This is a genomic window from Pedobacter riviphilus (assembly GCF_014692875.1).
Lineage (GTDB): Bacteria > Bacteroidota > Bacteroidia > Sphingobacteriales > Sphingobacteriaceae > Pedobacter > Pedobacter riviphilus.
In genome coordinates, this window is the sequence record NZ_CP061171.1 from 3,792,531 (window position 1) to 3,818,381 (window position 25,851).

Annotated in this window: 21 protein-coding genes and 1 pseudogene; 9 read left to right on the plus strand and 13 right to left on the minus strand. The window is 38.2% G+C overall.

Annotated features, from left to right (window positions below; all coding sequences use genetic code 11):
- Positions 1–4: 4 nt before the first annotated feature.
- The 3 genes from hemB to hemA form a co-directional block, all read right to left on the minus strand.
- A complete protein-coding gene (hemB, locus tag H9N25_RS15505; RefSeq protein ID WP_190326474.1) occupies positions 5–973 on the minus strand; it encodes a porphobilinogen synthase in 969 nt (322 codons plus the stop codon).
- 198 nt (positions 974–1,171) lie between these two features.
- Entirely contained in the window at positions 1,172–2,752 is a 1,581-nt protein-coding gene (hemC, locus tag H9N25_RS15510) for a hydroxymethylbilane synthase (protein WP_190326475.1), read from the minus strand.
- A 391-nt stretch (positions 2,753–3,143) separates the two neighbouring features.
- Positions 3,144–4,370: a glutamyl-tRNA reductase gene (hemA, locus tag H9N25_RS15515; RefSeq protein WP_167296855.1), complete on the minus strand. Its 1,227-nt coding sequence runs from the start codon at positions 4,368–4,370 to the stop codon at positions 3,144–3,146.
- A gap of 611 nt (positions 4,371–4,981) precedes the next feature.
- Between hemA and H9N25_RS15520 the strand changes: the two genes are divergently transcribed.
- Together H9N25_RS15520 and H9N25_RS15525 are read left to right on the plus strand one after the other, a co-directional pair.
- Positions 4,982–5,809 (plus strand): alpha/beta hydrolase family protein, encoded by an 828-nt coding sequence (locus H9N25_RS15520; protein WP_167296856.1) that lies wholly within the window; start codon positions 4,982–4,984, stop codon positions 5,807–5,809.
- A 27-nt stretch (positions 5,810–5,836) separates the two neighbouring features.
- A complete protein-coding gene (locus H9N25_RS15525; RefSeq protein WP_190326476.1) occupies positions 5,837–6,370 on the plus strand; it encodes a hypothetical protein in 534 nt (177 codons plus the stop codon).
- An 11-nt stretch (positions 6,371–6,381) separates the two neighbouring features.
- Here H9N25_RS15525 and H9N25_RS15530 read toward each other — a convergent pair whose 3' ends face one another.
- The 6 genes and pseudogenes from H9N25_RS15530 to H9N25_RS15555 all read right to left on the minus strand — a co-directional run bounded on the left by H9N25_RS15530 (position 6,382) and on the right by H9N25_RS15555 (position 13,317).
- On the minus strand, positions 6,382–7,656 hold the full coding sequence (locus tag H9N25_RS15530) for a mechanosensitive ion channel family protein (protein ID WP_190326477.1): 1,275 nt from the start codon (positions 7,654–7,656) through the stop codon (positions 6,382–6,384).
- A gap of 201 nt (positions 7,657–7,857) precedes the next feature.
- Positions 7,858–9,836, minus strand: a pseudogene (gene ispG, locus H9N25_RS15535) ((E)-4-hydroxy-3-methylbut-2-enyl-diphosphate synthase).
- A gap of 370 nt (positions 9,837–10,206) precedes the next feature.
- On the minus strand, positions 10,207–10,821 hold the full coding sequence (locus H9N25_RS15540) for an RDD family protein (RefSeq protein ID WP_190326478.1): 615 nt from the start codon (positions 10,819–10,821) through the stop codon (positions 10,207–10,209).
- A gap of 102 nt (positions 10,822–10,923) precedes the next feature.
- The gene (locus H9N25_RS15545; RefSeq protein WP_190326479.1) at positions 10,924–11,907 is read right to left on the minus strand and encodes a LiaF transmembrane domain-containing protein; all 984 of its coding nucleotides are present in this window, start codon (positions 11,905–11,907) and stop codon (positions 10,924–10,926) included.
- Positions 11,908–11,912: 5 nt separating this feature from the next.
- Entirely contained in the window at positions 11,913–12,608 is a 696-nt protein-coding gene (locus H9N25_RS15550; RefSeq protein WP_190326480.1) for a PspC domain-containing protein, read from the minus strand.
- Between the two features lie 19 nt (positions 12,609–12,627).
- The gene (locus H9N25_RS15555; protein WP_190326481.1) at positions 12,628–13,317 is read right to left on the minus strand and encodes an SDR family oxidoreductase; all 690 of its coding nucleotides are present in this window, start codon (positions 13,315–13,317) and stop codon (positions 12,628–12,630) included.
- A 146-nt stretch (positions 13,318–13,463) separates the two neighbouring features.
- On the opposite strand from H9N25_RS15555, the gene H9N25_RS15560 reads away from it, so the two are divergent.
- From H9N25_RS15560 to msrA, 7 genes are all read left to right on the plus strand, one after another.
- A complete protein-coding gene (locus tag H9N25_RS15560; RefSeq protein WP_167296864.1) occupies positions 13,464–14,198 on the plus strand; it encodes an MlaE family ABC transporter permease in 735 nt (244 codons plus the stop codon).
- Positions 14,198–14,950, plus strand: a complete 753-nt coding sequence (locus tag H9N25_RS15565) for an ABC transporter ATP-binding protein (RefSeq protein WP_086547603.1) — start codon at positions 14,198–14,200, stop codon at positions 14,948–14,950. The genes H9N25_RS15560 and H9N25_RS15565 overlap by 1 nt, the downstream gene beginning before the upstream one ends.
- 21 nt (positions 14,951–14,971) lie before the next feature.
- Entirely contained in the window at positions 14,972–15,217 is a 246-nt protein-coding gene (gene vapB / locus H9N25_RS15570; RefSeq protein WP_167296865.1) for a type II toxin-antitoxin system VapB family antitoxin, read from the plus strand.
- Positions 15,217–15,600 (plus strand): type II toxin-antitoxin system VapC family toxin, encoded by a 384-nt coding sequence (locus H9N25_RS15575; RefSeq protein ID WP_190326482.1) that lies wholly within the window; start codon positions 15,217–15,219, stop codon positions 15,598–15,600. The genes vapB and H9N25_RS15575 overlap by 1 nt, the downstream gene beginning before the upstream one ends.
- Before the next feature lie 3 nt (positions 15,601–15,603).
- On the plus strand, positions 15,604–16,485 hold the full coding sequence (locus H9N25_RS15580; RefSeq protein WP_190326483.1) for a class I SAM-dependent methyltransferase: 882 nt from the start codon (positions 15,604–15,606) through the stop codon (positions 16,483–16,485).
- A 97-nt stretch (positions 16,486–16,582) separates the two neighbouring features.
- On the plus strand, positions 16,583–17,632 hold the full coding sequence (locus H9N25_RS15585) for a hypothetical protein (RefSeq protein WP_167296868.1): 1,050 nt from the start codon (positions 16,583–16,585) through the stop codon (positions 17,630–17,632).
- A gap of 360 nt (positions 17,633–17,992) precedes the next feature.
- Entirely contained in the window at positions 17,993–18,535 is a 543-nt protein-coding gene (msrA, locus tag H9N25_RS15590) for a peptide-methionine (S)-S-oxide reductase MsrA (RefSeq protein WP_190326484.1), read from the plus strand.
- Here the strand turns inward: msrA and H9N25_RS15595 are convergent, their stop codons facing one another.
- The 4 genes from H9N25_RS15595 to H9N25_RS15610 all read right to left on the minus strand — a co-directional run bounded on the left by H9N25_RS15595 (position 18,536) and on the right by H9N25_RS15610 (position 25,652).
- On the minus strand, positions 18,536–19,624 hold the full coding sequence (locus H9N25_RS15595) for an acyl-CoA dehydrogenase family protein (protein ID WP_190326485.1): 1,089 nt from the start codon (positions 19,622–19,624) through the stop codon (positions 18,536–18,538).
- A gap of 30 nt (positions 19,625–19,654) precedes the next feature.
- Positions 19,655–20,275 carry a nicotinamide riboside transporter PnuC gene (pnuC, locus tag H9N25_RS15600; RefSeq protein WP_190326486.1) on the minus strand — a complete coding sequence of 207 codons (621 nt, stop codon included), beginning with the start codon at positions 20,273–20,275 and terminating at the stop codon, positions 19,655–19,657.
- Between the two features lie 358 nt (positions 20,276–20,633).
- Positions 20,634–23,546, minus strand: a complete 2,913-nt coding sequence (locus tag H9N25_RS15605; RefSeq protein ID WP_190326487.1) for a DNA gyrase/topoisomerase IV subunit A — start codon at positions 23,544–23,546, stop codon at positions 20,634–20,636.
- A 420-nt stretch (positions 23,547–23,966) separates the two neighbouring features.
- Positions 23,967–25,652, minus strand: coding sequence for a PNGase F N-terminal domain-containing protein (locus tag H9N25_RS15610; RefSeq protein ID WP_190326488.1), 1,686 nt, complete (start codon positions 25,650–25,652; stop codon positions 23,967–23,969).
- Positions 25,653–25,851: the final 199 nt, after the last annotated feature.

Here is a 25,851-nt window from a genome sequence, read left to right on the forward strand (position 1 = left end):
TTATCTAAATCCAGTTATTATTTAAAATATCTTTTATATGGTAAGTGGTAATAATACTTGCGCCTGCGCGGGCAAAGGCATGCATGGTTTCCATTACTACTTTTTGTTCGTCTATCCAGCCGCGTTCGGCAGCTGCTTTTACCATGGAGTATTCGCCAGATACGTTGTAAACTGCAATTGGTAAATTGGTATCCTGTTTTAATCTTTGTATAATATCCAAATAGGCTAAACCTGGTTTCACCATTAAAACATCAGCACCTTCTTGCTCATCCAAAGCGGCTTCGCGTAAAGCCTCTAAAGGATTCCTGAAGTCCATCTGATAAGCTTTTCTATCGCCCTTGCTTGGTGCACAGTCTGCAGCCTCTCTAAAAGGGCCATAATAGGCAGAAGCAAATTTTGTGGCATGGCTCATAATGGCCGCATTAACGAAGCCGTTTTCATCTAAGAGATTACGTATGGCTTCAATCCTTCCGTCCATCATATCAGACGGAGCAAACATATCAGCACCAGCTTCAGCATGCGTTAAAGCCATTTTAGCAATTACTTCAACTGTTTTATCGTTTTGAACATAATCGTTCTCTAAAATACCGCAATGGCCATGGGTGGTATAAGAACAAACGCAAACATCGGTAATTACATATAAATCATCTCCGAATTGTTTTTTTAATTCACGAACTGCAGTTGGAACCAAGGAATGAACATGATAAGCAGACTTAGCATCTTCAGATTTTTCATCACCTACACCAAAAAGCATAATTTTGTTGAGCCCTTTTTTCATTCCAGCTTCAACATCTTTCACCAAGGTATCAATCGAAAAATGGTTTACTCCAGGCATGGCATCAATGGCATGGGTAACATTATGGCCTGGTACAATAAAATAAGGGTACACAAACATATCTTTCGATAACCGGGTTTCGGCTACCATCTCTCTCACCAATGGGTTTTTCCTTAATCTACGCGGACGATTTAACATATTAATTATCAAGTATTAGTATCAAGACCATAGTATCGGGTATCAAGACTATAGTATTTTCTTTTTTCTTTACGGATGATTACACAGATTAGGATTACACAGATTTTAGATTTAGTATCAAGATTATAGTATCGGGTATCAAGACTTAATTATCTTAAACCTTAAACTCTAAGCCCTCCACCCTAAACCTTTCTACCCTTATCTCATCTCAATCCCAAACACCGCCTCAGCTAGTCCAATTTCATCAGGCGAATAAGGTAATGCATACTTCACGCCCATTTCATCAAATTTCTTACCAGTAGAGTTTCCAATAGCAATTACCTGTTGGCCTGGCTCCAATAAATTATCAGCGAAATAGGCATCAACATTTGATGGACTGGTAAAAATGAGCACATCGGCATAACTCTGGTCTATATCATCTTCGATTACAGTTTCGTAAATCGGCAGATCGATTATTTTAGCATCAGCTGGTAACGATTTTTGAATCGACTGCAAAGAATCCTGTGCTCTTGGAAACAATACCTGCTGACCACCTACCAATTGTGCAAAATCTTCTGCAACTTCGGTAATATCGCCACTCTCACCAACAAAATCGGCAATATGCCCGAATTTACGCAAGGCATCTTCCGAACCTCTTCCCACTACACCAAATTTAGTTTTCTTAGGCAGTACAGGTTTTAAGTTGAAAAAATACTCGACACTATTGCGGCTACTGAAGAAAACCCAGTCTACATGTCTTAAGATAAACTGATCTAAAACAGTTACTATTGGAAACGTACGGATTAACGAACGTCCTTCTATTTCAATATTATTATTTTCTAATGCCCTTCGGAAATAACTGTGCTCACCAATTTCACGCGAGATGAAAACCTTTGCCGGTTTCTTTCTGTCTTTATTAAACTTGTCAACAATTTTTTCTGCCAAACCTTCGGTACTGTCTGCACGTAAAAACAAACGCTCAGGAAAATCTTCTGCAGTTTCTGCTTTCGAAGTCCATATTTCGAATTTCCCGTTTTCCTTCTTGCAATAACAGCCTAAAGGCATGTGGCACCCCCCTTCGAAAAGGTTTAACACCTTACGTTCTACAGTTACGGTCTCTGCAGTATCCAGATCGTGCAGTTTTTGCAATGCATCAAAAAGCTCGGTATCATTTTCCCTGATCTGAATAGCCAAAGCGCCTTGTGCAGGTGCCGGGATAAACTCAGTGGTTTCCAATTCTTCCACATGTAAATCGCTCACATCAAGATTTAAACGCTTAACACCTGCTTTTGCGATTAAGATGGCATCGTAATCTTCATCACGGAGTTTTTGGATACGGGTGGGTACATTTCCGCGTAAATCTTCAACCTCTAAATCCGGGCGTAAGCCCAGTAACTGCGCTTTACGTCGGTTAGATGAAGTGCCAACCATTGCACCTTTTTTTAGCGATAGCTTCTGCGAAACATCTACACAATCTTTTAAAATCAAAAGATATTCACTTGCTTCCTCCCGCGGTGGTAAAGCAGCGATAATTAATCCCTCGGGATGCGTAGTAGGTAAATCTTTAAGGCAATGTACAGCCAGATCAATTGTTCCACCCAAAAGCTCTTCTTCCAGTTCTTTGGTAAAAAAGCCCTTGCCTTCCAGTTTGTCCAATCTTAAATTCAGGATTTTATCGCCCTGCGTTTTAATGATTTTTATTTCTGCTTCTATTCCAATTGCAGCCAATTCATCTTTTATATGATTTGCTTGCCATAAAGCCAGGTCGCTACCGCGTGTTCCAATGGTTAATTTCTTCACTATAAAGGTTAAATGAGTTGCAAATTTAATTTAATTAGTGGTTTATACCATGAATTGTTTAAAAATGAGACAGTGAGGTTACAGAATAGGGAATTTAAAGGATTTCTGTGACATTTACGACATGAAAGTATAACGTGGTGTAGATGTGTTACCATCTTACACCTGATCCTTTTAGATATACTATAAGTCAGATGATAATACCTGACTTCACTATGATATGTTAGCTGGTGATTGAACCATATAAAGAATGTAAGTCCATTAAGTTGGTTGCATGAAAGATACTGAAACAAGTTCAGCAGGACGACAAGGGAATTGGCTTCGGGATTTATCTAGAAAAACAAAGATTCTTCACGGCGTTCAGTATAACAAGATGGCGATCTTTGCGGTAAAATTAAGATTGATTTACCAGAATTTCTTTTGCCATTACCATCGGAACGCTGATGTATTTTTTCTCCATGTAATTCATTACACGTTCTAAAACTTCGCGTGAGGCTTCATCCATCTGGCTAATTTCATCGGCAAACACGCCATTTATAGCTGTATTTTTGATTTCTTTAATCTTTCTTGGCACTTCTTGCATGGCCAGTTCGATACGGCGTTGTTTTAAAACAGAGAAAAATTCGGTAATGTTGTTGCTGATAATTTCTTCGGCATGCACCAGTTCGTTATAACGTTCCTGGATATTTTTGCGTGCTACCTCTTTTAGCGATTCTACCTCAATATAATGTACAGGATTGTTATGAATTACTGCAGGTATAACATCATTCGGAATGGCCAAATCTACAATTACCTTTTTGCCCTGATCGCCATTTAAAAGTTTAGCGTATAAAGCTTCGTTAATAATTGCCTCGGTTGAGCCAGTACAGGTAATGATTACATCAAATCCTTCATTAAAATCTTCAAGTGCTGCTAAAGGATAAGCCTTGCCACCTAGTTCTTCTGCCAAAGATTCAGCCTTAGAAAACGTACGGTTAAAAATCGAGAAATTGGAGTATTTATGTTTGTTGAGGTACTTTGCAATGTTCTGATTGGTTTCGCCAGCGCCGATAATCAAGATACGTGAATTGCCACACATATTTAACTCTTTTAGCTTGCGGTAGGCCAATGAAACAACAGAAACAGGATTTTTCGAAATATTGGTATGCGTATAAACTTCTTTTGCGGTTTTAACCACACGATCCATAATCATACGCATGTAATCGCCAGTAAAACCTGCATCGCGACAGTTTTCGTAAGCTTTACGGATCTGGGCAAGAATTTCTTTTTCGCCAACCACCAAACTCTCTAAAGAACACGATGTTCTGAGTAAATGGTTAAAAGCTTCTTCGTTTTCGTATACGGTAACATTATCCAGAAAGCGCTCCATAAATTCAGGAGGCAGGCCCATGTCTAAAACGGTAAGAAATCTGGTTACAAATTCCTTGTCGGTTTTCTCTTTAGTAAGGAAAACAAACTCCACACGGTTACAGGTTCCGATATAGAAAATTTCGCTAACGGGAAGCTCTGCTTGAACATTCTTCAACCTGCTATCTAAACTCTGATCACATATAACTAATTTCCCTAAAGATTTCAGGTCGATGTGGTGATGCGTAAAAGCTATTACTTTTAAATATTCCAAGTGCTTCCGTTATTAACTATTATCGGGATACAAAAGTAACATGGTGAATGCATGTGACTGTCATTAACCTGTAATTTACATCAATTTAGAACGGTTTTAAATAAAGGATTTAAAGATTAAATCAAACCTCATCGATTTACGTTAGCAAACCAATCAGCATAATTTTCTTTAGATTATGTTCCTATTTTACGTTCTAGCAGGGTGTAACCACTTTTTTGTCCACTGCAGTATAATACGTAATTATGCCAAAATGGTTGCCTGCACCTGGCTTTTTAATTTATTTTTTGGGGATATTGGAGATTGTTTTTTGGCTTTTTTTTATTGATTTATCCTGATGTTGATCACTTTTCAGTCGTTATTTATTGATTAAATAATATATGTGCTTTTGAAGCGCAGTAACAGTGCTATTGGGAAAGGCTCCGTCTTGCTGTACATTCCAATCCTTTTGGATAACATCCCTAAATAACAATTTAACTATTCCAAAAGGGATTTCCATTTCCATCAGGGCTATTTAATAGGGGTTGTGATTAATATTTCCCTATTCTAAACCTCAAACACCACAACAAAATTAGATTTCGTAGGTTTATATTTTAAACCAATTCCTTTAAATTATGATTACACAAAGCAATTTTAGCCTTAGTGGTGCTGACGGAAAATTAATTATCGGCGACATCACTTTCGATGAGAAAAATCCCAACACACCTATCATACTTTTTGTCCATGGCTTTAAAGGCTTTAAAGATTGGGGGGCGCACAATTTAGTAGCCAGACATTTTGCCAGCAATGGTTACCGTTACATTAAGTTCAATTTATCGCATAGTGGTGTGCCGGTTAATAACCCAATAGATGTGACCGATATGGATGCCTTTGCCAGCAATACTGTATCGAAAGAACTTTTTGATTTAAACGCTGTACTCGATTTTATTGAAAAAGCATACGGTAAAAACACGAAGGTGAACCTGATCGGCCATAGCCGCGGTGGCGGATTATCCATTATAGAAGCCGCAAACGATTTAAGGATTAACAAACTGATTACCTGGAGTGCCATTGGCGATTTTAGCAGCCTTTGGAAAAAAGAACAGGAAGCTGAATGGAAAAAAACCGGCAAAATATTCGTTACCAATGCCCGCACAAAAGAGCAAATGCCTTTAAACGTAACCTTGTTGGAAGATTTTGAAGAAAATACAGCAACATTGAATATTTTAGAAGCAGCAAAACGGGTAAATATTCCGTGGTTGATTATCCATGGCGATGATGATGTAAATGTTCCTTTCGAAACTGCACAAACCCTGGCAGAGGCCAACTCCGGTAGCAGATTGGTTAAAATTGAAGGTGCCAATCATGTTTATGGGGCAACGCAACCTTATACTAGCGAGACTTTACCACCACTTTTATTTAAGGTTTGCGAAAAGGTAATCACTTTTATAAATGAAGTATAAATTAATTATCTTGGGCTATCATAAATTATGGCTCAAGATAAAATCAGCCTCTCAAGCTTCAATCAAACTATATTTAAGAAGATCTTGATTGGATTAATATTATTTTTCTGTTTTATTATTTTTCTTGACAGCAATTTTTCGCCTGTAAAATCAAATGCTGAATTTATTAATGATTCTGAAGGCTATCGCTCCAAAAACGGAAAAGAACGTATTTTTAGTGTTCAAACCTCCAATAAAAAATACAGGATCTCGGCCCAGCTTTTTAATATTATAAACGAGAATGATTCGTTGTTAATCTATAGATCCAAAATAACCGGCATTATCTTATATTATGGCTTGCGGAAACCTCATGTAATTATTGTTGGTAAAACCCGGTTTTTTAAAGATGATTTTTTTGGATTAGTTACCAGTACTTTAGGTGTTTTTCTAGCGATAATTCTTTATTTTAACAGTAAACTAGCACAAAACGTTACCCTCCAAGGAATTTTAGTCTTTTTGATTATCATTTCTTTGGTTTTCCTAAGAAACTACTTTGGTGCACATTATTTATGGGAGTTCTAATTTTTTCAATATTAATCATCCCCTCTCCTTACAAAATTTCGCATATCGCTGCCGCTAGGGCTTTGAAAAATCTCCAGATCGAAATAGGGTACCGCAGCTAACAAATGATCAAAAATATCAGCGGCAACTTCTTCGAAACGCTTTAATCCTTTTTCTTTCGAGAATACATAAATCTCAATCGGCAATCCGTTTTCAGTGGCCTGTAACTGGCGCACCATAAAGGTGAGTTCCTTGTTAATGTGTGGATTGCTTTCGAGGTATTTTTCCGCATAAACCCTAAAAGTTCCGATGTTGGTCATGTGGCGGCCGTTAACCAAATTATTGGGATTCACCGTATTTTCGGCATTATAACGTTCTATAAATTGTTGTGTTTCTTTAAGGTAATCCTTCAAAAAATCGATACTCTGTAGTCTTCCAATCAGCTCTTCATCACAGAATTTAATACTCGAAATCTTGATATTAATATGTCGTTTAATCCTCCTGCCCTCACTTTCTTCCATAGCGCGCCAGTTTTTAAACGATTCGCTCACAATGGCATAACTTGGTACAATGGTTACGGTTTTATCCCAGTTTCGCACTTTAATGGTAGTTAAATTTATTTCAGTTACTTCACCATCGGCACCATATTTCTCTACGGTAATCCAATCTCCTACCCTAACCAGATCAATTGCACTCATTTGTACAGAAGCTACAAAACCTAAAATCGGATCTCTAAAAACCAGAATAAACACAGCAGTAACTGCACCAAAACCACCGAAGACATACAGCGGCGATTCGCCAAGAATAATCGACAGGATGAGCACAAAACCAACAATATAAAAAACAATTTTAGCTACCTGTTTGTAACTTCTAATGGGTTTATCGGCGTATTTCTTTGATGTTTCCATGATGGATACCAAAGCATTCAGAAATGCATTTACAGCAAACATTACTGCTAAAACCATGTAGATTTTAGCAAAAATTAAGGCATAAAATAACCCGTTTTTAAAATCGATAAAAAGGTAAGGAACAGCGTTGTAAATAATATAAGCCCCAAATATTAATGCAAATGCCCTGAAAACACGGAATTCGAACAGCGCTTTCTGCCAGTCGGATTTTGTCTTTGCACTTTTTACCACACCGATAAAAAGCTGTCGCGTTAAAAATATGGTGATGAACAGAAATAAAATAACACCAAGCAGCCCGATAAAAAAGTAAGCATAAACGAGCTCGCCACCAGCAAGACCTTTGCCAGCAAGCCAGTTTCTGAGTTCGTTAAACAGGGATTGAAACTCCGGGATGTTCATTAAGGCAATTTAGGATTTATTGATCAGAAAATTAAATGTCGCTAAATAAAGCAAAATGGTTTGTGAGACACAAACCATTAGCCTAACTCCTTGGTCTGTGTCATCACAGACCGAAAGTAAAAATAAGTTGATTAAAACATTTATACCGATCTGTGAGGACACAGACCAAGGATGAGAGGACACAAACCTACTGCACGCATTTTAAACCTTTTCTACCCAGTTGCCGTCGTCTTTAATGATATCGATCAGTTCGTCTAAGGCATAAGCGGTAGTTACGTTTTTCTTTACTACTTCTTTACCGCGGTATAAAGTAATTTTATCAGGCCCGGTGCCTACATAACCGTAATCGGCATCGGCCATTTCGCCTGGACCGTTAACTATACAGCCCATGATACCGATTTTTATCCCTTTTAAATGGTCGGTACGTGAACGGATTAATTGAGTGGTTTCTTGTAGATCGAAAAGTGTTCTTCCACAACTTGGGCAAGAAATATATTCTGTTTTACTAATACGTGTACGTGTAGCCTGTAAAATCCCAAAACTGGTAGCATTAATCAACGAAAGGTTTTGACCTTGTGCATCAATCCACACACCATCTCCAAAGCCATCGGTAAATAAAGCGCCAATATCGGTTGCAGCGTAAAGCATTAAATGATCGGCATCAACATCCTGGTAAGTTCTTTTTATAATAACCGGAATCTGGATGTTTTCCTCCTGTAGAGCAACAAAAAAGGCTCTTTGTTCGGCCATTCCGTGTGTTGCACTGGTTTCGAGGATTAGAACAACCGTGTTATCCAATTGTGCAATTGTTGCATTGCTAAATTGTTTTGAATTAATCTGTACGAAATTCAAAAATTCGTCTTTAATCTCCGCAGAACCATATTCTGCAAGCGTATATAAAGGGTGACAGTTGTTTTTATCGTTAAGTTTTAGCCATGTTTGGTAGTTGTAAACTTGTTTTAAATTTCCAGGGAAAGAGAACGATGGTAAATTATCACCCAAGAAGGCTAAATCGCAAGCCTGATCGGCCAAATTATATTTATCTAAACCTGCACTGTAATGGTAACCAACTGAACTTAAAAAGTAAGGATCTTTTAAATTTTCTTTAGAAACATCGATCATTACTACTGGGTGGTGATGCCCCCGATATGTTGTACAGGTGTGGTGATACGGCGGTTGTACTCGTAAGGACTATATGTTGAGCGGAGGGCATGGGTTGTGGACCGTAGATTAATCGACTCTTGACTTCCGACTTCGGACTTCGGACTTCTTAAAGCATAACGATCTGCCAGGGCTTTAGCTACAGGTGCTTCAAATTCAGGATCTTCGGTTAACGAAACACGGATGGTATCGCCTAGTCCATCTTCTAATAAAGTTCCAATACCAACGGCTGATTTAATGCGGCCATCTTCTCCATCACCGGCTTCGGTAACGCCTAAATGCAAAGGATAATTCATCCCCTCTTTAGCCATGGTTTCTACCAGCAAGCGATAGGCTTGAACCATTACCTGGGTATTACTGGCTTTCATCGAGATCACCAGATTATAGTAATTCTGGTCTTCGCACATGCGGATAAACTCCATTGCCGATTCAACCATTCCGCGGGGAGTATCGCCATAATGGCTCATAATCCGGTCGGAAAGCGATCCGTGGTTTGTACCAATGCGCATGGCCGTGCCGTACTCTTTACAGATTTTAACTAGAGGGATAAACTTTTTGTAAATCCGGCTTAACTCTGCATTGTAAGCATCCTGTGTATATTCTATATTCTCGAATTTCTTTTTATCTGCATAATTGCCAGGGTTAACCCTTACTTTTTCTACAATACGCGCAGCCATTTCTGCCGCATTAGGTGTAAAATGGATATCGGCAATTAATGGCACATGGTAACCTCGGAAACGTAGTTCTTTTTTAATATTGGCCAGATTTTCGGCTTCTTTAATGCTTGGTGCAGTGATACGAACATATTCGCAGCCAGATTCTACCATGCGGATCGTCTGCGCTACAGTACCCAAAGTATCCATGGTATCGGTGGTTGTCATCGATTGAATCCGGATCGGATTGTGCCCACCTAAAGCAATATCACCTATGTTAACTTCTCGGGTTAAATACCTTGAATAAGCGGTTAAACTGTTACAATATCCGCCAGCCAGATCATGTTTTGCCAATATATTTTCCATCTACCGGCAAAGATAAGGATTGTTGGAATTTTTGATGTTGTAATGTTGTAATTAAATCGGTTGATTATAAAGGAATAATTTGATTTTTTTTGGAAACGGAAGGGCAGCAGTACCTGGGAAATGCAGTCCCGCTTTACGCTTTACTCCGTTGCACTTCGTGTTCGCTTCAATCGGGTTTATTTTTAACGGTGGGTGGGTTTGGCGTCATTGCACCAGCCTAAGTTTCATAAACGGGATGGAAGCGGCATCCTCCGATTTAAGCATTGTTATTTATTATTTGTGGTATGCTTGCTTGTTTCACAGGTTTCATCGGAGATATAGCGAACAGCCGGGCTAACGATAAAAGGCCTGCTGTACCTGCTTTTCTAATCTAAATCAATCTGTCTTTTATCACCAAGGTATTGGCTGCAATATCGTGCCAGCATTGGTTTTTCTTATTGAGGAAACTATATAAATAACCAAAGAAAACAGGAATTACCGATAAGATTTTAGATAAATTGCGGATTAAAGAAATACCAAAAGAAACCCTGCTGCCTTCTAAATCGGTTACTTTAATGTTAAGGAGTTTTTTACCTATAGTGGCCTGACTGGCCGATGCTTCTGCAATACTACCATAAATTAGTTTAATAATAAATATGGACGGGAATGGGATTAGAAAAGCCATAATCCGCTGATCTTTTCCTTGGATAAAAATATAGCTTGTTAAAATAACAATGCTATATATCCCAAAAATAATAAAATGATCAATCACCGATGCCAGCAATCTTTGGTCGAAGGCGGCAAAATATTGTGGAGCTGTTTTTTGATAACTAAAACCCAAAAGCTCACGCAATTCGGGAATTGCGTGAGCTTCTTTGTAATCATCCATCCCAGGTTTACGGATAAATGTATTGGGTTTGATGTCTAAATCTTTAAGTTCGGTTAAGCTATAAGGCCCTTGTGGCTTACCGTTAACTACAACTACGTATTCTTTATCAGGGTTCATTTAAAATCAGGATTGTTTGGTTTTTAGGATTACAGGATCTGTGCTGTATAAAAGTTAGATCGGATAAAGCCTTCGGCCTTTCACCTTAAAACCTTCCGTCTCCTAGTATCTGCTCACCTCAAAGTTACTCAATCCGCCATCTAAATTGATAAAGATTTTTTTGGTTGAGGTTTTATAATTTGAAGTTTCGTAAACACCATCGCTCAATTTTTCAAAACCATCGAAATCTTTAGCTGATAAACCTGTTTTGGTTTTAATTCGGCAGCCTGAAGTGGTAGGCACCTTAATTTTAACATCTGCCACACCAGATTTCACAATTACATCAGTTATTGGCAATAAATCTCCCAATTTAATATCCAAAGCTGCTGCTCCACCATCAAAGCGGAAAGTACGTACTTTGTAATTGGCAAAATCAAAGTTTGCTTCACCAGCGCCGAGTTTCATTAAAATATCCCAGTTGGCTTCTTTGTTCAATTTAAAGTTAACATCGTTACCGCCATCACCAAAATTCCACTTACTCTTTTTATCGTCCATTTGGAAAGTAAGTACCGTAGCACTATCGGTAAGCAATTTCTTTAAAGAGAAGTTACCATGTCTTTTCTTTACGTCGGCATTGATCAATTCCGATGTTTCACCATCAAGATTAAATGAAATGCCACCTCCAGAAATATTTAATATTGTTTTTTTCGTATTATCTGCAGCTACAAATGGTTCAGATAACCTTAAGTGATTATATGATGTGTCGTTATCCTTATCATCTTCGTCGTTATCATCATTGTTGTGTTCGATATTAATGTCGACATCTTTTTTAAATTGACGCCCCCACCAATTGCCATGTGCGGGAACCTGCTGGCCTTTATAAAAAAGGAAACAAAGGGCAACTACTAAAACACCAATAGAAATAATACTGCCTGTTTGCGAATTGTTTTTATTAAACAGGATATTTAAACCTGCTATGATTAAGAATACTGGCCAAAAGCTCCAAACGTTGCGCCAATAAAAATTGATTACGCCAAAGTTTTCGAGTAGAAGTACACCGCCGATAAAAAGCAGGATAATACCCCAAATTAATCTATCTAATTTCATTTTATTTATACTTGAGGGTTAGCAGATGTTGAATTATCGTCTTTATTAACAGGTGCTGTAGGTTCATTTTCTACAATAGCTTCAGAAAAATCAGCTGTTTTTTGTTGTTCAGCCTCCTGTTGATTCTGAAATGCGGCCCAGTCATTTTTTCTTTTTGATTTGGCTATAATGCTTATACCTAAAGCAATAAATATTAACGGCCACATGTACCTGAATAAATTGCGGATACTAAACCAATCAGGTATAAAATCCATTTCTCGCATCAGGAAAAAACATCCTATTACCAGCAATACCAATCCGCCTATGGTGCGGCCGGTATCATTAGATTTATTGAATTTACTGAAATCAGGCTGTGTTTCGAAAGGTGTTTTCTGTGTGCCGTCTACAGGTTGTGTCCAATTCTGATTTCCCTGATTAGCAGGTCCTGCAAAAGGATCGGCAGTTCCAAACGGTTGTGCATTTGGATTTTTATTACCAAAGTAATCGTTAAATTTAGAAAATCTTGCTGTCGGATCGTTGTTCACCGGAACAATAATCCACATTACAATATAGGCAACTAAGCCACCTCCAGCCATAAATATAGCCGATAATGCAAACAATAATCTGATTATGGTAACCTCAACTTGCATATAATCTGCAAGTCCCGAAGCTACACCGGCAATCATCTTATCGTGTTCGTTTCTAAAAAGCTTCTTTTCCATAACGTTGTTCATTTTGTGTTTAAAAATCAAGCGGAGTAATTAAAACCTCATCTACATTTACCCCTTTACTTAAGTTTAAGATGGTAAACAAAGTTTCTGCAATATCTTCAGGCTGCACAAATTTTTCATCTGGAATTGTTGTGCCTTCCCAAGATGAAGTTTTAGTAGAACCTGGCAAAAATGCAGTTACTTTAACATTGTGAGGTGCTAACTCTTGCCGCAATACATGATTTAGACTTAACATCGCTGCTTTTGTTACACTATAACTACCACCATCTTTTACAGGTGCTTTACTGGCCACTGAACAGATATTGAATATATGGCCTCGCTTGGCTGAGCGCATTTTTTTCCCAATAAACTTACTGATATAATAACCGGCATTCGTATTTAAATGCTGTTGTTTTTCGAAAGTTTCGTCATCCTCATCGAGCATACTGCCAGGCAAAAAGATCCCCACATTATTTACCAAAACATCTATTTGATCAAGATTTATAGCTGTCGAATTTAAAAAAGCGTACACCTCTTCTTTAACCGAACAATCTGCTGCCTGGATAAAAACAGCATTCCCATAGGGGGTTAATTCTTGTCGGAGCCTTTCGAGTTCGTCTAAACCTCTTGCTATCAAAACTAAATCGTACCCATTTTGGGCAAATTTAAAGGCAATAGCTCTACCAATTCCTTTAGTTGCACCGGTTATTACAGCTTTCATTATTTATGGTTTAATTTTTGTTAACAAAAAACCATATTTATATTCAAAACCACGAATATTTTTGCAATTAGCTAAGCGCTCCAACTTTTTTATCGTTTCTTTGTAGTATTATAAATGATCATTTAAATTAAGCAAATATATACGGAATGAATTTTACCAATTTCGGCAGATACATCCTGCTACTCAAGTCTGTATTCAGAAGGCCGGAAAAACTGAAAATATACCTGAAAGAAATAGCCAAACAAATGGATTATGTTGGTGTAGGCTCTTTAGGTTTAATTGCTATTATCTCTACTTTTATCGGTGCAGTAATGACTTTACAAATTGCTTTCCAGCTGGTTAGTGATTTTATTCCAAAAACAATTATCGGTTCTGTAAACCGCGATTCGAGTATATTAGAGTTAAGTCCAACTATTAGTGCAATTGTTTTGGCAGGAAAAATCGGGTCGGCCATTTCATCAGAAATTGGTTCGATGCGTGTTACCGAACAGATTGACGCTTTAGAAATTATGGGTATAAATGCCCCAGGCTACCTTATCCTCCCTAAAATTATTTCAGGCATAACCATGGTACCTATGCTGGTTATCATTTCTATGTTTTTAAGTATTACCGGTGGATATATTGGCGGTTCTATTTCAGGTGCTGTTACACCTGCCGAATATATTCAGGGCATCACAACCGATTTTAACCCTTACACCATAACAGTAGCTTTAGTAAAAGCATTTGTGTTTGGTTTTATTATTACTTCAGTTCCGGCTTACGAAGGTTTTTATGTGCGTGGTGGTGCTTTAGAAGTTTCGCAGGCCAGTACAAGGGCTGTTGTTATTAGCTGTATTTCTATTTTAGCTTGCGATTATATCGTGACCCAATTGTTATTGTAATGATCGAAATTAAAGATATTTATAAATCGTTCTCCGGCAATGATGTATTACAAGGCATTTCTGGAAAGTTTGAAGAAGGTGTAACCAATTTAATTATCGGCGGCTCGGGATCAGGAAAGACAACTTTGTTAAAATGTATGGTGGGTTTGCACCAGCCAGATTCAGGTTCAGTGTTGTACGATGGTCGTGATTTTACACCAATGACCTACGAACAACGGATTGAAGTGCGTAAAGAAATCGGTATGTTATTTCAAGGCTCTGCCTTGTTTGATAGTATGACCGTTGAAGAAAACATCATGTTCCCCTTAAACATGTTTACTGATCAAAGCAGAAAAGAAAAACTAGAAAGGGTTGATTTTTGTTTAGAGCGGGTAAACCTTGCAGGTAAGAACAAATTGTTCCCGGCAGAACTATCGGGCGGAATGAAAAAACGTGTAGGTATTGCACGTGCTATTTCCATGAACCCGAAGTATCTGTTCTGTGATGAGCCGAACTCCGGTTTAGATCCGAAAACTTCGATCGTAATTGATGAATTGATTCAGGAAATTACCGAAGAATACAAAACCACCACCATTGTGGTAACGCACGATATGAACTCGGTAATGGGAATTGGTGATTATATTTTATTCTTACACGAAGGAAAAAAATTCTGGGAAGGCAGCAACAAAGAAATCGCACATACCGACATTAAAGAGCTGAACGACTTTGTGTTTGCCAGCCGCTTCATGAAAGCTGCAAAAGATAAGTTTTAAGAAAATTCTTATATTTGTAATATGACTACGGCTACAAAAAATATCATTCACAAGTTGGAAACCTTACCAGAAAGCATGGTAAACGAGGTAGAAGATTTTATTGATTTTTTAAAAGCTAAACATTCAAAGACTTTTCCAAAGTCAAAAAGCGAAGAAAAAAATATTGTTGAAGAACCAAAAGGCCTTTATGGCGCTGCCAAAGGAACAATTCTTTATATTTCTGATGATTTTAACGAGCCATTAGACGAGCTAAAGGATTATATGTAATGCGTTTTTTATTAGACACACACATATTTCTATTTTTTATTAATGGAGATAATGCCATTTCAAAAAAGATTATAGCGGTCATAAACAATCCTGATACCGAAAAACATATAAGTATTGTTAGCATTTGGGAAATTACAATAAAGCTAAATATTGGAAAGCTGAAGTTAAAAGATGATATAAACTCAATTTATCAATTGCTCGATAAGTATCAGGTAAAAATTCTTCAACCTTCTAAATACGATTTTATCACTTATTCTAAATTACCATTAATACATAAAGACCCTTTTGATAGGCTCATTATTTCACAAGCAATAGCTAATGATTTAATGCTGATAACAGATGATCAATATATCAAAAGCTATCCAAATTTAAAGTTATTTTAACACATGATACAATTACTTGCCCCCACCCACTGGAAAGATTATGAACTGATCGATTGCGGGGATTTTGAAAAATTAGAACGTTTTGGAAATGTCATACTGATCCGTCCTGAGCCGCAGGCGGTATGGAAAAAAACATACTCAGAACAGGATTGGAAAAAAACAGCCAACATCACTTTTAGGGGGCGTTCAGCTACTTCTGGCGAATGGGTAAAGAAAAATCTATCCATTCCAGACCGTTGGCATGTAGCATATGAAAATAATGAAGTAGCCATTAAACTCCGTTTAGGTTTAACTTCTTTTAAACATGTTGGCGTATTCCCAGAACAGGCCGTAAATTGGGATTTTATCTCGTCATCGATTAAAAAATTTAAAACACCGCAACCTAAGGTTTTAAATCTTTTCGCTTACACTGGTGCGGCATCGCTAATTGCAAATGCGGCAGGCGCAGAAACTACCCACGTAGATTCGATTAAGCAGGTAGTAACCTGGGCAAATGAAAATCAGGAGCTTTCGGGATTGAAAGACACCCGTTGGATGGTTGAGGATGCGCTAAAGTTTGTAAAGAAAGAATTAAAAAGAGGCAAAAAATACAACGGTATTATTCTAGATCCACCAGCTTATGGCCATGGCCCTAATGGCGAAAAATGGAAACTGGAAGACCATATCCAGGAAATGATGCAGGATGTTGTACAGCTGCTGGATGAAAAAGAACATTTTCTTATCCTAAACACCTACTCACTTGGTTTTTCTTCGGTAATTGTTGAAAATTTAATCCGCACATCATTCCCATCAGTACAAAACCTTGAGACTGGAGAACTGTTTCTACAGGCTACATCAGGCGTCAAATTACCATTGGGTGTATTTGGCAAATTCTGCAATGTGTAAATGTTGATTACTTTATTTTAAACTACCAGATTTCCACCCTACTTTCATCAAAACAGATTCGGAAAACTGTTTAACTTTAATTATCTATAATATATTTATGAAATTCCCTCAATTAGCAGGCACACTAATACTTGGTTTTGCCGCAATCAGCTTATTTGCCAACTGTAACTCAGATGGCAAGAGTAGTGGCGGTATCGGTAAAATCTTTTCTTCTGATTCGACTAAAAAGAAAACGGACTCAACAGTAAACGTAATGAAACCGGTTGATCCAAAGCTTTATGATTCTTTGGTAAAAAAATTGGCAAACGGAGATACTACCGGGAAATGGCCAGTAAAAAAGCAACCATATCCTTTGGCTGGAGCTATTTTACCTTTTAAACGTATAGTTGTTTATTATGGAAACCTGCATTCGAAAAAAATGGGTGCACTTGGTGAATATGCGCCTAAAGAAATGTGGCAACGCTTAAATGCTGAAGTTAAACATTGGGAAAAGGCCGATCCTTCTACCCCGGTACAACCAGGATTACATTATATTGCCGCAGTAGCAAGTGGAACACCTGGGAAAGATGGAAAATACATCAACAGGATGGGCAATAAACAGATCGACTCTGTTCTGAAAATTGCCAAAATGCAACCTAACACGATAGTATTTTTAGATCTTCAGGTAGCTTTAAGTACTATAAAAGCAGAATTACCTCATATCGCAAAATACCTGGAATTGCCATACGTTCATTTAGGTATTGATCCAGAATTTTCAATGAAAGACGGAACATTACCAGGCAAAAAAATTGGCACCTACGATGCTGCAGATGTTAATTATGTAACCGGATATTTAGCAGACATTGTTAAAAAATACAATTTACCTCCAAAAGTATTTGTATTACACCGTTTTACAAAGAAGATGGTAACTAATTCAGCTAACATTAAATTACGTCCTGAGGTGCAGGTAGTGGTGCATATGGATGGATGGGGCGAACCTGAATTGAAAAAAGGAACCTATCGCCATTTCATTCAGGCAGAGCCTGTACAGTTTACAGGCTTCAAGCTGTTTTACAAAAATGACCTAAAGAAAGATCCTAAACGGTTAATGACTCCTGAAGAGCTGTTAAAGCTTACACCAAAACCGATATATGTTCAATACCAATAATTTAAAGAGGATGTATCATGAGTTAAACAAACAGGTTAATGTAGCTACATCTCTATAAAGAATTAAAAGCAATAAAGCGGCAATTTTCGATTTGAAAATTGCCGCTTTTTATTTAAGCAAAAGATAGTCTTCAAGTTTAATTTGGCATCCTAAGGCTAAAAATGACTTATGATGCAACCTCTTTTTTTGTTCCTGGGCCAACAGAATATCTATTTTTCAATACATTTAACCCTAAATTACTGTCTAAAAAGCGCCTACTTAAAACTTATAGGAATAATCGCTATCCGATCAATGTTTAATATCAAAAAAATGTCTTTTTTTGATTTATTTAAAAATTGGAATAAATATATAATGTAGGATATGCAAACAGCAACATTTGGCGGAGGCTGCTTTTGGTGCACTGAAGCCGTTTTTCAGACGTTAAATGGAGTAAGCCAGGTTACAGCGGGCTATATGGGAGGAGATTTAAAGCACCCTACCTATATGGAAATTTGTAATGGCGATACCGGACATGCAGAAGTAATTCAAATCACATTCGATGAAAGCATTATCTCGTTCAGTGACCTTCTATTGGTATTCTTTAAAACCCATAATCCAACAACCTTAAACAGGCAGGGGAATGATGTTGGTACACAATACCGCTCAGTGGTTTTTTACGAAAATGAAGAGCAAAAAAAACTAACAGAGGAAATAATTGAAGATTTAACCCAACAACATATTTTCAACAAGCCAATTGCGACAGAAGTTTCTCCTATAGCCGAATTTTATGAGGCTGAAGACTATCATCAGAACTATTTTAATAACAATCAGGGAAAACCCTATTGCGCTTTTGTGATACAACCAAAGTTGAATAAGTTTGCTACTGATTTTAAAGATAAAATTAAACCAGAGCTTTTGGAATAATTAAATTTCGAAGGTAAGCAGGGCATGCTGACTAGCCGTATGAATATCTCTCCAAACCCTATTAATTTCTGATTCTTTTTTCGCGGCTTCTAAACCACAGTATGGAAATAAAGTAGCTGCCGATTTCCAACAGGTATGAGCCAATTTACGACTGATTAAACTCACCTCGCTTAATTTCTCATCAGCAATTTCCCCATTATCTATTAGCTGATCCCAAGACTCGTCAAACGCATCATAGAATTTTGTACGAAGGCCCAGTACTTCTTCTTCACAACGGTTAAGTTCGCTATTAAAAAACAAAATTTGCGCCTCGCTATACCTGCCCAATCCGGAACGCGAATAAAAAGATTGTTCTACCAGTTTAATGAAATGATTGGTCATTCCTAAACTATTTACGGTTAACGTGGTTTCTGCGAGCTGTAAAAAAGGGTAATCAAAGCCAGCATCTGCTACTTCAATTTGTTGATTAATTTTAAAGGTCCTATTTTCGTCAACGCTTAAATCGCAAACTTCAAAAGCATGGCTCCCTGTAGCTATTAAACCAAAGTAAGACCAACCGGGCAAAATATTTACTTCTTCTTTTTTAAGGATGAACGATTTAATTTCAGGCGCTCCATTTTCATCCAAAATATCATCGCCATTTTCGTTTTTAAGTGTGCAGTTAGCTGTAAATATAGTAGCATGTAATGCACCACTGGCATAACTCCATTTTCCATTGAGCAGATAGCCTCCCTTGGTTTTAATGGCTACGCCACCAACAGCACCACTCCCTGCAAAACAAACCTCACGGTCGGCAAAAATCTCTGCTGCCAATCCAGGATTTAAAAACCCGGCAAACCATCCTGCGCCGGCGCAAAGGGTTATGGTCCAACCTAAACTTCCGTCGGCTTCTGCCAGTTCTTCTTCCAATCTTAAAATTTCAGGAAGTTTTTTGTTTGGCCCACCATAAATTTCGGGTACAAAAAGCTTAAACCAGTTCTCCTGATAGGCCAGTTCTAAAATTTCTGGATGAAGTTTACCCATTTTTTCAGAAAGTGCTGCATAAGCTTTTACTTTCTCCTGCCAGGTGACGGTTAATGTTTCTTGCATAATTATTTTTTGCTTTGCGTACGAAAGTAGTTAAGCCAGTTTGAGCCTGCTTTTGTTAATGATCTTCTTCCAATCGAAAAATCCAAATATGGCAACTGTAAACAAAAATGTAGTTAAACAGGCCATAAGTGGAAGCTTTTTATGAAACAGCAATGGAATGGCAACAATATTCGAAATGTTCAGGAATATCCAGTTTTCTATTTTGCGTCTGGCTAACAGCCACATGCCTGCCCAGGCGGTAGAAGAAACAAATGCATCGAATAAGGGCACATCCGAATCAGTATAATGCCTCAATACAAGATAAAGCGCTCCAAATCCGATCACAGCAATTAAAACAGCAATGATTAATTCTTTATTGCTCGACCATGAAACCTGGTTTTCTCCATCCAACTTTCTTTTTTTCCAGATTATCCATCCGTAAACGCTCATCACCAGATAATAAATATTTAAAAGCACCTCAGCATATAATTTAACACCTAGCAATAAAAACATCCACAATAGAACAGAAATTATTCCTGTTGGATAAAGCCAGATACTATTCTTCTTCGCCAATAAAACTTCAGATACGCCGAAACCAACAGCCAGCCATTCGATTAATGAGGTGTGTATAATCTGCTCCTGAAAAAGCTTAAACCAATCTTGAAAATTCATTTACAATAATTTGCCTGCGACCAGTAAAAATAATTAGACACCGTTTTCGGGGCGAAACAGTTTTGTAAGTTTTAACCTCTTCCTACGGCGGCATTACCCGCATCAGGTTCATTTAAGGTTGAGGGCTGGAGGGTTGTAAGGTCGAGGGGGAAACCCTCTGCCTTCTACCTATCTACCTTTCACCTTAAAATGGGTATAATCTCAGCAAATTGATGGCAACAGAAATTGCAGCATCAACAAGCACCCCTTTGAGCAAGGCAAATATAGGTTTAAAAATGAAATGTTTTGATTGAAATGTGGAGAGTTGTCAACTTTCTTGCCACCAGGCCATTTTAAAGTTGACAACTCTCAGGTCTATTTAAAACAAGCCCAGCTGCCCCTTATCATCAATATCGATATCATCTGGATTGGTGATTTCAAAATCTATCTTTTTGGCAGGTTTTTCTTCTGCTTGGGGTTTATCTTCGGCTTTAACTTCTTCTTTTTTAACCGGCTCGGCTTCTGGCTTTGCTTTTTCTACCACAGGCTTTTCTACCACAGCAGGTTTTTCTTTTACCTCGGGTTCATCAGCCTTAACCACAGGAATTTCTGCCCGTTCGAATTTTGGTTTTGGCTGCGTTACAACAGGTTTGTCTACTGCCTCTTCCGGCACTTCTGCTTCTGTTACTGTTTCCTCATTCGCAATCATCTCTTCGTTTGTAACCGCTTCATCTAGTGTTTCTTCACCATCTTCTCCCTCGTCAATTGCTGCTATCTCCACCTCTTCAATTTCTATTTCAGGCTCTTCTAATACTACTTTTTGAACATCGTGCGGCGACAGTCTATTGCCATTTGCTTTTAGTCCTTTAACATCAATCAGTTCTGCCAAGGTTAAATCCAGTGTTTCCGGAATTTGGGTTTTACCCTTTAAAACATCAACAATAACTTTTGCTGCCGGATTTGAAGTAAGGTGCAACAATCTCGATTTCTGCTCTTCGCTAATGAAAATAGTTTTCCTTCCGTTGGCTTGCAGTTCGAATGCAAAACGTTTGATAAAATAGTTTTGTGCTTTGCCTTCAAAATGGACTGCAGCAAAAATCAGCTCCGGATCAAACTTCTGAATCAAGATTAATCCATCATCAAAGTGATTGCTGAGTTCGAAAGAACTTAATTCGTAATATCCATCTTTGTGTACCTGTAAAATACGATCGTCGCCATCAAATTCACCCAGGTATTTTCCACGGCCATCAACATTTAAGCGCTTTAATAAATCATCGTACCAGATTTTAAGCCCCGATAAGGTAGAAACGCCCTTGCTCTTCAAAATAATTTTCTTAATTGGATATTTTGAAATGATATTTCCCTGCGATCCGCGCCCTTTAATAGCCACTTCTGCAAAATCCTGATCGAACTGAAGCTTGCGCAATTTAGAATGGGGTTTCAGGGCAACATTTACGACCTCAGCCTCACCGTTAGGGTTCGCCGTAAAATATAAAACTTTCGATCCTTTCGATCCCTTGGTTAAATCGTATTCCTTATCGCGTGTTACCCCAACTACGGCAAACCTTTTAATATATGAAGTACCACTTGCACCATCTTTATAAATCATGTTGTAAATGGTACGCTCGTCGTTTTTCTTAAATACCTGGGCGTGAATAATGCCTTTGCCTACAAAGGTTTTATCGGCCACCTTGGTAATGATACATTTACCATCTTCACGGAAAACAATTACCTCATCAATATCCGAACAGTCTGCTACGAATTCATCTTTACGTAAACCCGATCCGATAAATCCATCTTCACGGTTCATATACAGTTTCACGTTCGCCAATGCTACTTTCGACGCCTCTACCCGATCAAACAAACGGATTTCGGTTTTACGTTCTCTTCCTTTTCCGTATTTATCTTTTAGTTTCTGGTACCAGGCAATGGCGTAATCGGTAAGGTGTTTTAAGTGGTTTTTAACTACTTTAATCTCATCTTCCAGGTTTTTCATCTGCTCATCAGCCTTTTTCACATCAAAACGGGTGATGCTACTCATTGGCTTATCAATCAGCTTCTTAAAATCTTCAGGTAATATTTCGCGGTAAAGCGATGGTTTAAACGGATCGAATAAAATGTGTAATACCTCAACTACGGTTTCAAAATTGGATGAGTTTTCATATTCAGGATTTTTGTACATCCCCTCCTGAATAAATATTTTAAGTAACGAACTAAAGAAAATCTTCTCCTGCAACTCGTGCAGGCGGATTTCGAGCTCTTTTTTGAGTAAACCCTTGGTGTGTTTTGTATTTTCGATCAGGATATCGTTCACACTTAAAAAGTGTGGTTTATCTCCCTGGATGATACAGGTGTTTGGTGAGATCGATACTTCGCAGGCCGTAAAGGCATAAAGCGCATCAATGGTAACATCGGGCGAAATCCCTGGTGCTAGGTGCACTACAATTTCTACATTGGCCGCGGTATTATCCTCAATCTTTTTAATCTTGATTTTACCTTTATCATTGGCCGATAAAATGCTATCGATAACAGAACCTGTTGTGGTACTGAACGGGACTTCGCTAATCACCAAAGTTTTTTTATCCTTCTCGGTAATTTTCGCCCGCACACGGATTTTACCTCCACGCTGTCCTTCATTATAATTCGAGAAATCGGCCATACCGCCCGTAAAAAAATCAGGCAATATATTGGGGCGTACGCCTTTCAATGCTTCTATCGATGCATCTAATAATTCGATAAAATTGTGCGGCATTACCTTGGTAGCTAAACCTACAGCAATACCCTCAGCCCCCTGCGCCAATAACAAAGGGAATTTTACAGGTAAAGTTATCGGTTCGTTGTTACGTCCATCATAACTTAACTGCCATTCGGTAGTATCAGGATTAAATACCACCTCGTTGGCAAATTTGGATAAACGTGCCTCAATATAACGGGGTGCCGCAGCGCTATCGCCAGTAACCGGATCGCCCCAGTTACCCTGCATATCAATCAATAAATCTTTTTGTCCAATCTGCACCATCGCATCACCAATAGAGGCGTCACCATGCGGGTGGTACTTCATGGTGTTACCGATTACGTTGGCTGCCTTATTAAAACGCCCATCATCCATCTCCTTAAGCGAGTGCATAATGCGCCGTTGAACAGGCTTTAATCCATCGTTAATGTGCGGAACTGCCCTATCGAGAATTACATAAGACGCATAATCGAGAAACCAGTTTTCGTATAAACCGTTGATTGGGGTTATGGTATGTTTGTGCTCTTCGTTTACGTTTTGATCTAATTCTTCACTCATTTATCTACAAAAATTGGCAGCTGTAAATATAATAAAAATGATTGCATAGAATAAAGAGAGGTTATTCACATTTCGAGATAGGAAATTTATTAAAAAACAAGGGCAAGGTGCGTTTTGCTTAGCTCTTGCCGTCATTCCTGCGAAGGCGGGAATCTTAATGCTTGCATATTATAAAATGATTTCTCATTCTATCGGCTGGTGTTTCACCTGCCCAAATCTAAATTTGTTTGTGTTGATTTGGAAAGCAGGGTTCCGTAGGTTTGATTAATGTTTCCTCCGGCTTTCCGGTACGATCTTTTTTACACTCAACCCTACGCTCAGGCGGCAAAAAAGATCTCCCCTTCAATCCGGTTTAGAAAAATAGTTTTGTGCTGCTATTTAGGGTTGCAGGAGGATACTCATCCCCGAAAAAATATTGCACTATTCTACCCCCAACAACACGCCCGAAACATTCCATGCACTAGAGCTGGAGCCTTCTGGTTTACCCATTGGGATGGTTACTTTTATAGTGTGCGTACCTGCCTTTAAATCTCCTAAGCTGATCCATTCCGGATTGGTAACGGTACCTGGGCACCAGTTAGAACGGCTTAAATCAGATGAAGAAAGACCAGTTTCGAAATTTCCAGAGGCAGGGTTCGATAATCGGTACGAACCGCAATCCTGTCGCCATGGTGTAAAAGCGAATGCTTCTTTTTCGTCCAGCCAGATGGTATTTTTCCGTGGCACAAACTCATCGCCATTTCCCCAGCCGCCGTGACCTGTTGTAATGTAACGCAGTTTCGCATCTTTTAGGTCTTTTGCTAAGGTAAAAGAAACTTCCAAACCTTTATCACTGCTAAACATGGTTGCATATTCTTGTCCAGCCATTTCCATTACATTAGTCGAATTAAATAAGGGCAAAATCACTTCTTTGGCTTCCTTTTGTCTTCCACCGTTGTGCAGTGTAATATTTAAAGAAACTTTATGTCCGCCCTTATCATAGTTTCCAACAAAAACAGCTATCCAAGCCTCTTTGCCATTTACCAGCGGAAACAATTCCGAAATATCCTGTCTATAGTAAACTTTTTCTGCCCAATTTTTATCCTTCAATTTTAAAGTATTGTATTTACCAACGCCGAAAGGGGTAAAAAAACGCATCAACTCTATAACGGGGTTATAATTTGCTGTGGCTACAACACCCTGGTATTGCTTTCCATTGCCATTATCGTAAACAGGTAGGTTTTTAACAGAGTTTTTAAGTGCATCCATTAAACTGATCTGTTTATCAGTCGGAATAATAAATACCGATCCTGTTCTATCGTATGCATCGCCGTTGGATTGCTCGGTTAAATCGACAAAAACATTGGGGTTAGACTGAAACTCGGGAAATTTTACTTTCCTGGCAATCACTGTCCCTCCCGCAAAACGGAATACAGAATCGTTCGATTGTGGTTTATCAATAAAATTAATCGTTTCGTTATTAAAAACACTTAGTGTGGTAAACCTGCTTTTCCAGAGTAAATCTTTATAAGTTAATCCATCAGTTAGTTTAGCACTTATTTTTTGCAGATCGATTGGTTTCGATTTTTTAACTTCTTCAATTTTTGTAGCAGTTACAAAGCTACTGCCATTACGCACCTGTTCTAAAACCAGTCCAAGATTCTGGCCTAAACTGGTTGGCGCGGCTTTTATACCGGCATCGTTAGTATACCATAGGTCTATTCTATTGGAATTAACAACTGTTGTGGCTTTTTTACAGGTATAACCCAAAATCACTTTGGTTTCGTTGCTCAACTCAAAAGTTTGCTTACCAACTGCAACACTATCAGCAGTTGCAATCTGCTTATTTGCACCTAAATCGGCAACCTGAAATAAAATTTGTGCAGGCTTAGCAACAATGCTTTGTTCGTAAGGATATTTCGCCTTATTATCGAGGATGCCAGCATTGCTGATTAAATTTTGACTTGCCGAAGCCAATACCACTATAGCATTCTGGTCTTCTTTCGGTTTTCCATCTGAAGATCGGAAATAAATTATTTTATAAACCGCATTACTTTTAAGTACGGCTTGAGCTTGCAGTTTAAAAGAAAGAAAAATCGAAAAAATAAGGATGCAGAGATGCTTCATATGGTTAAAAAACCAAATATAAGTATAAAAGTCAGAGGTCGGGAGTTGGAAGGAATAATTACATTCTAATAGAAAAGTCGTCTTTGCGAGGAGGAACAACGAAGCAATCTTACAACTATGGGTTATAGCGACCGCATTAAGATTGCTTCGTCAGCTGAAAAAGCCTTCTCGCAATGACGACCCGTCGAGAGGTGCTATT

Coding starts and splice junctions, on each gene's coding strand:
- H9N25_RS15520 (WP_167296856.1), top strand. CDS start 4,982: ATGATTACACAAAGCAATTTTAGCCTTAGTGGTGCTGACGGAAAATTA.
- H9N25_RS15565 (WP_086547603.1), top strand. CDS start 14,198: ATGATCGAAATTAAAGATATTTATAAATCGTTCTCCGGCAATGATGTA.
- msrA (WP_190326484.1), top strand. CDS start 17,993: ATGCAAACAGCAACATTTGGCGGAGGCTGCTTTTGGTGCACTGAAGCC.
- H9N25_RS15610 (WP_190326488.1), bottom strand. CDS start 25,652: ATGAAGCATCTCTGCATCCTTATTTTTTCGATTTTTCTTTCTTTTAAA.
- H9N25_RS15605 (WP_190326487.1), bottom strand. CDS start 23,546: ATGAGTGAAGAATTAGATCAAAACGTAAACGAAGAGCACAAACATACC.
- H9N25_RS15595 (WP_190326485.1), bottom strand. CDS start 19,624: ATGCAAGAAACATTAACCGTCACCTGGCAGGAGAAAGTAAAAGCTTAT.
- H9N25_RS15545 (WP_190326479.1), bottom strand. CDS start 11,907: ATGAAATTAGATAGATTAATTTGGGGTATTATCCTGCTTTTTATCGGC.
- H9N25_RS15550 (WP_190326480.1), bottom strand. CDS start 12,608: ATGGAAAAGAAGCTTTTTAGAAACGAACACGATAAGATGATTGCCGGT.
- vapB (WP_167296865.1), top strand. CDS start 14,972: ATGACTACGGCTACAAAAAATATCATTCACAAGTTGGAAACCTTACCA.
- H9N25_RS15560 (WP_167296864.1), top strand. CDS start 13,464: ATGAATTTTACCAATTTCGGCAGATACATCCTGCTACTCAAGTCTGTA.
- H9N25_RS15530 (WP_190326477.1), bottom strand. CDS start 7,656: ATGAACATCCCGGAGTTTCAATCCCTGTTTAACGAACTCAGAAACTGG.
- H9N25_RS15525 (WP_190326476.1), top strand. CDS start 5,837: ATGGCTCAAGATAAAATCAGCCTCTCAAGCTTCAATCAAACTATATTT.
- hemB (WP_190326474.1), bottom strand. CDS start 973: ATGTTAAATCGTCCGCGTAGATTAAGGAAAAACCCATTGGTGAGAGAG.
- H9N25_RS15555 (WP_190326481.1), bottom strand. CDS start 13,317: ATGAAAGCTGTAATAACCGGTGCAACTAAAGGAATTGGTAGAGCTATT.
- H9N25_RS15540 (WP_190326478.1), bottom strand. CDS start 10,821: ATGAACCCTGATAAAGAATACGTAGTTGTAGTTAACGGTAAGCCACAA.
- pnuC (WP_190326486.1), bottom strand. CDS start 20,275: ATGAATTTTCAAGATTGGTTTAAGCTTTTTCAGGAGCAGATTATACAC.
- H9N25_RS15575 (WP_190326482.1), top strand. CDS start 15,217: ATGCGTTTTTTATTAGACACACACATATTTCTATTTTTTATTAATGGA.
- H9N25_RS15580 (WP_190326483.1), top strand. CDS start 15,604: ATGATACAATTACTTGCCCCCACCCACTGGAAAGATTATGAACTGATC.
- H9N25_RS15585 (WP_167296868.1), top strand. CDS start 16,583: ATGAAATTCCCTCAATTAGCAGGCACACTAATACTTGGTTTTGCCGCA.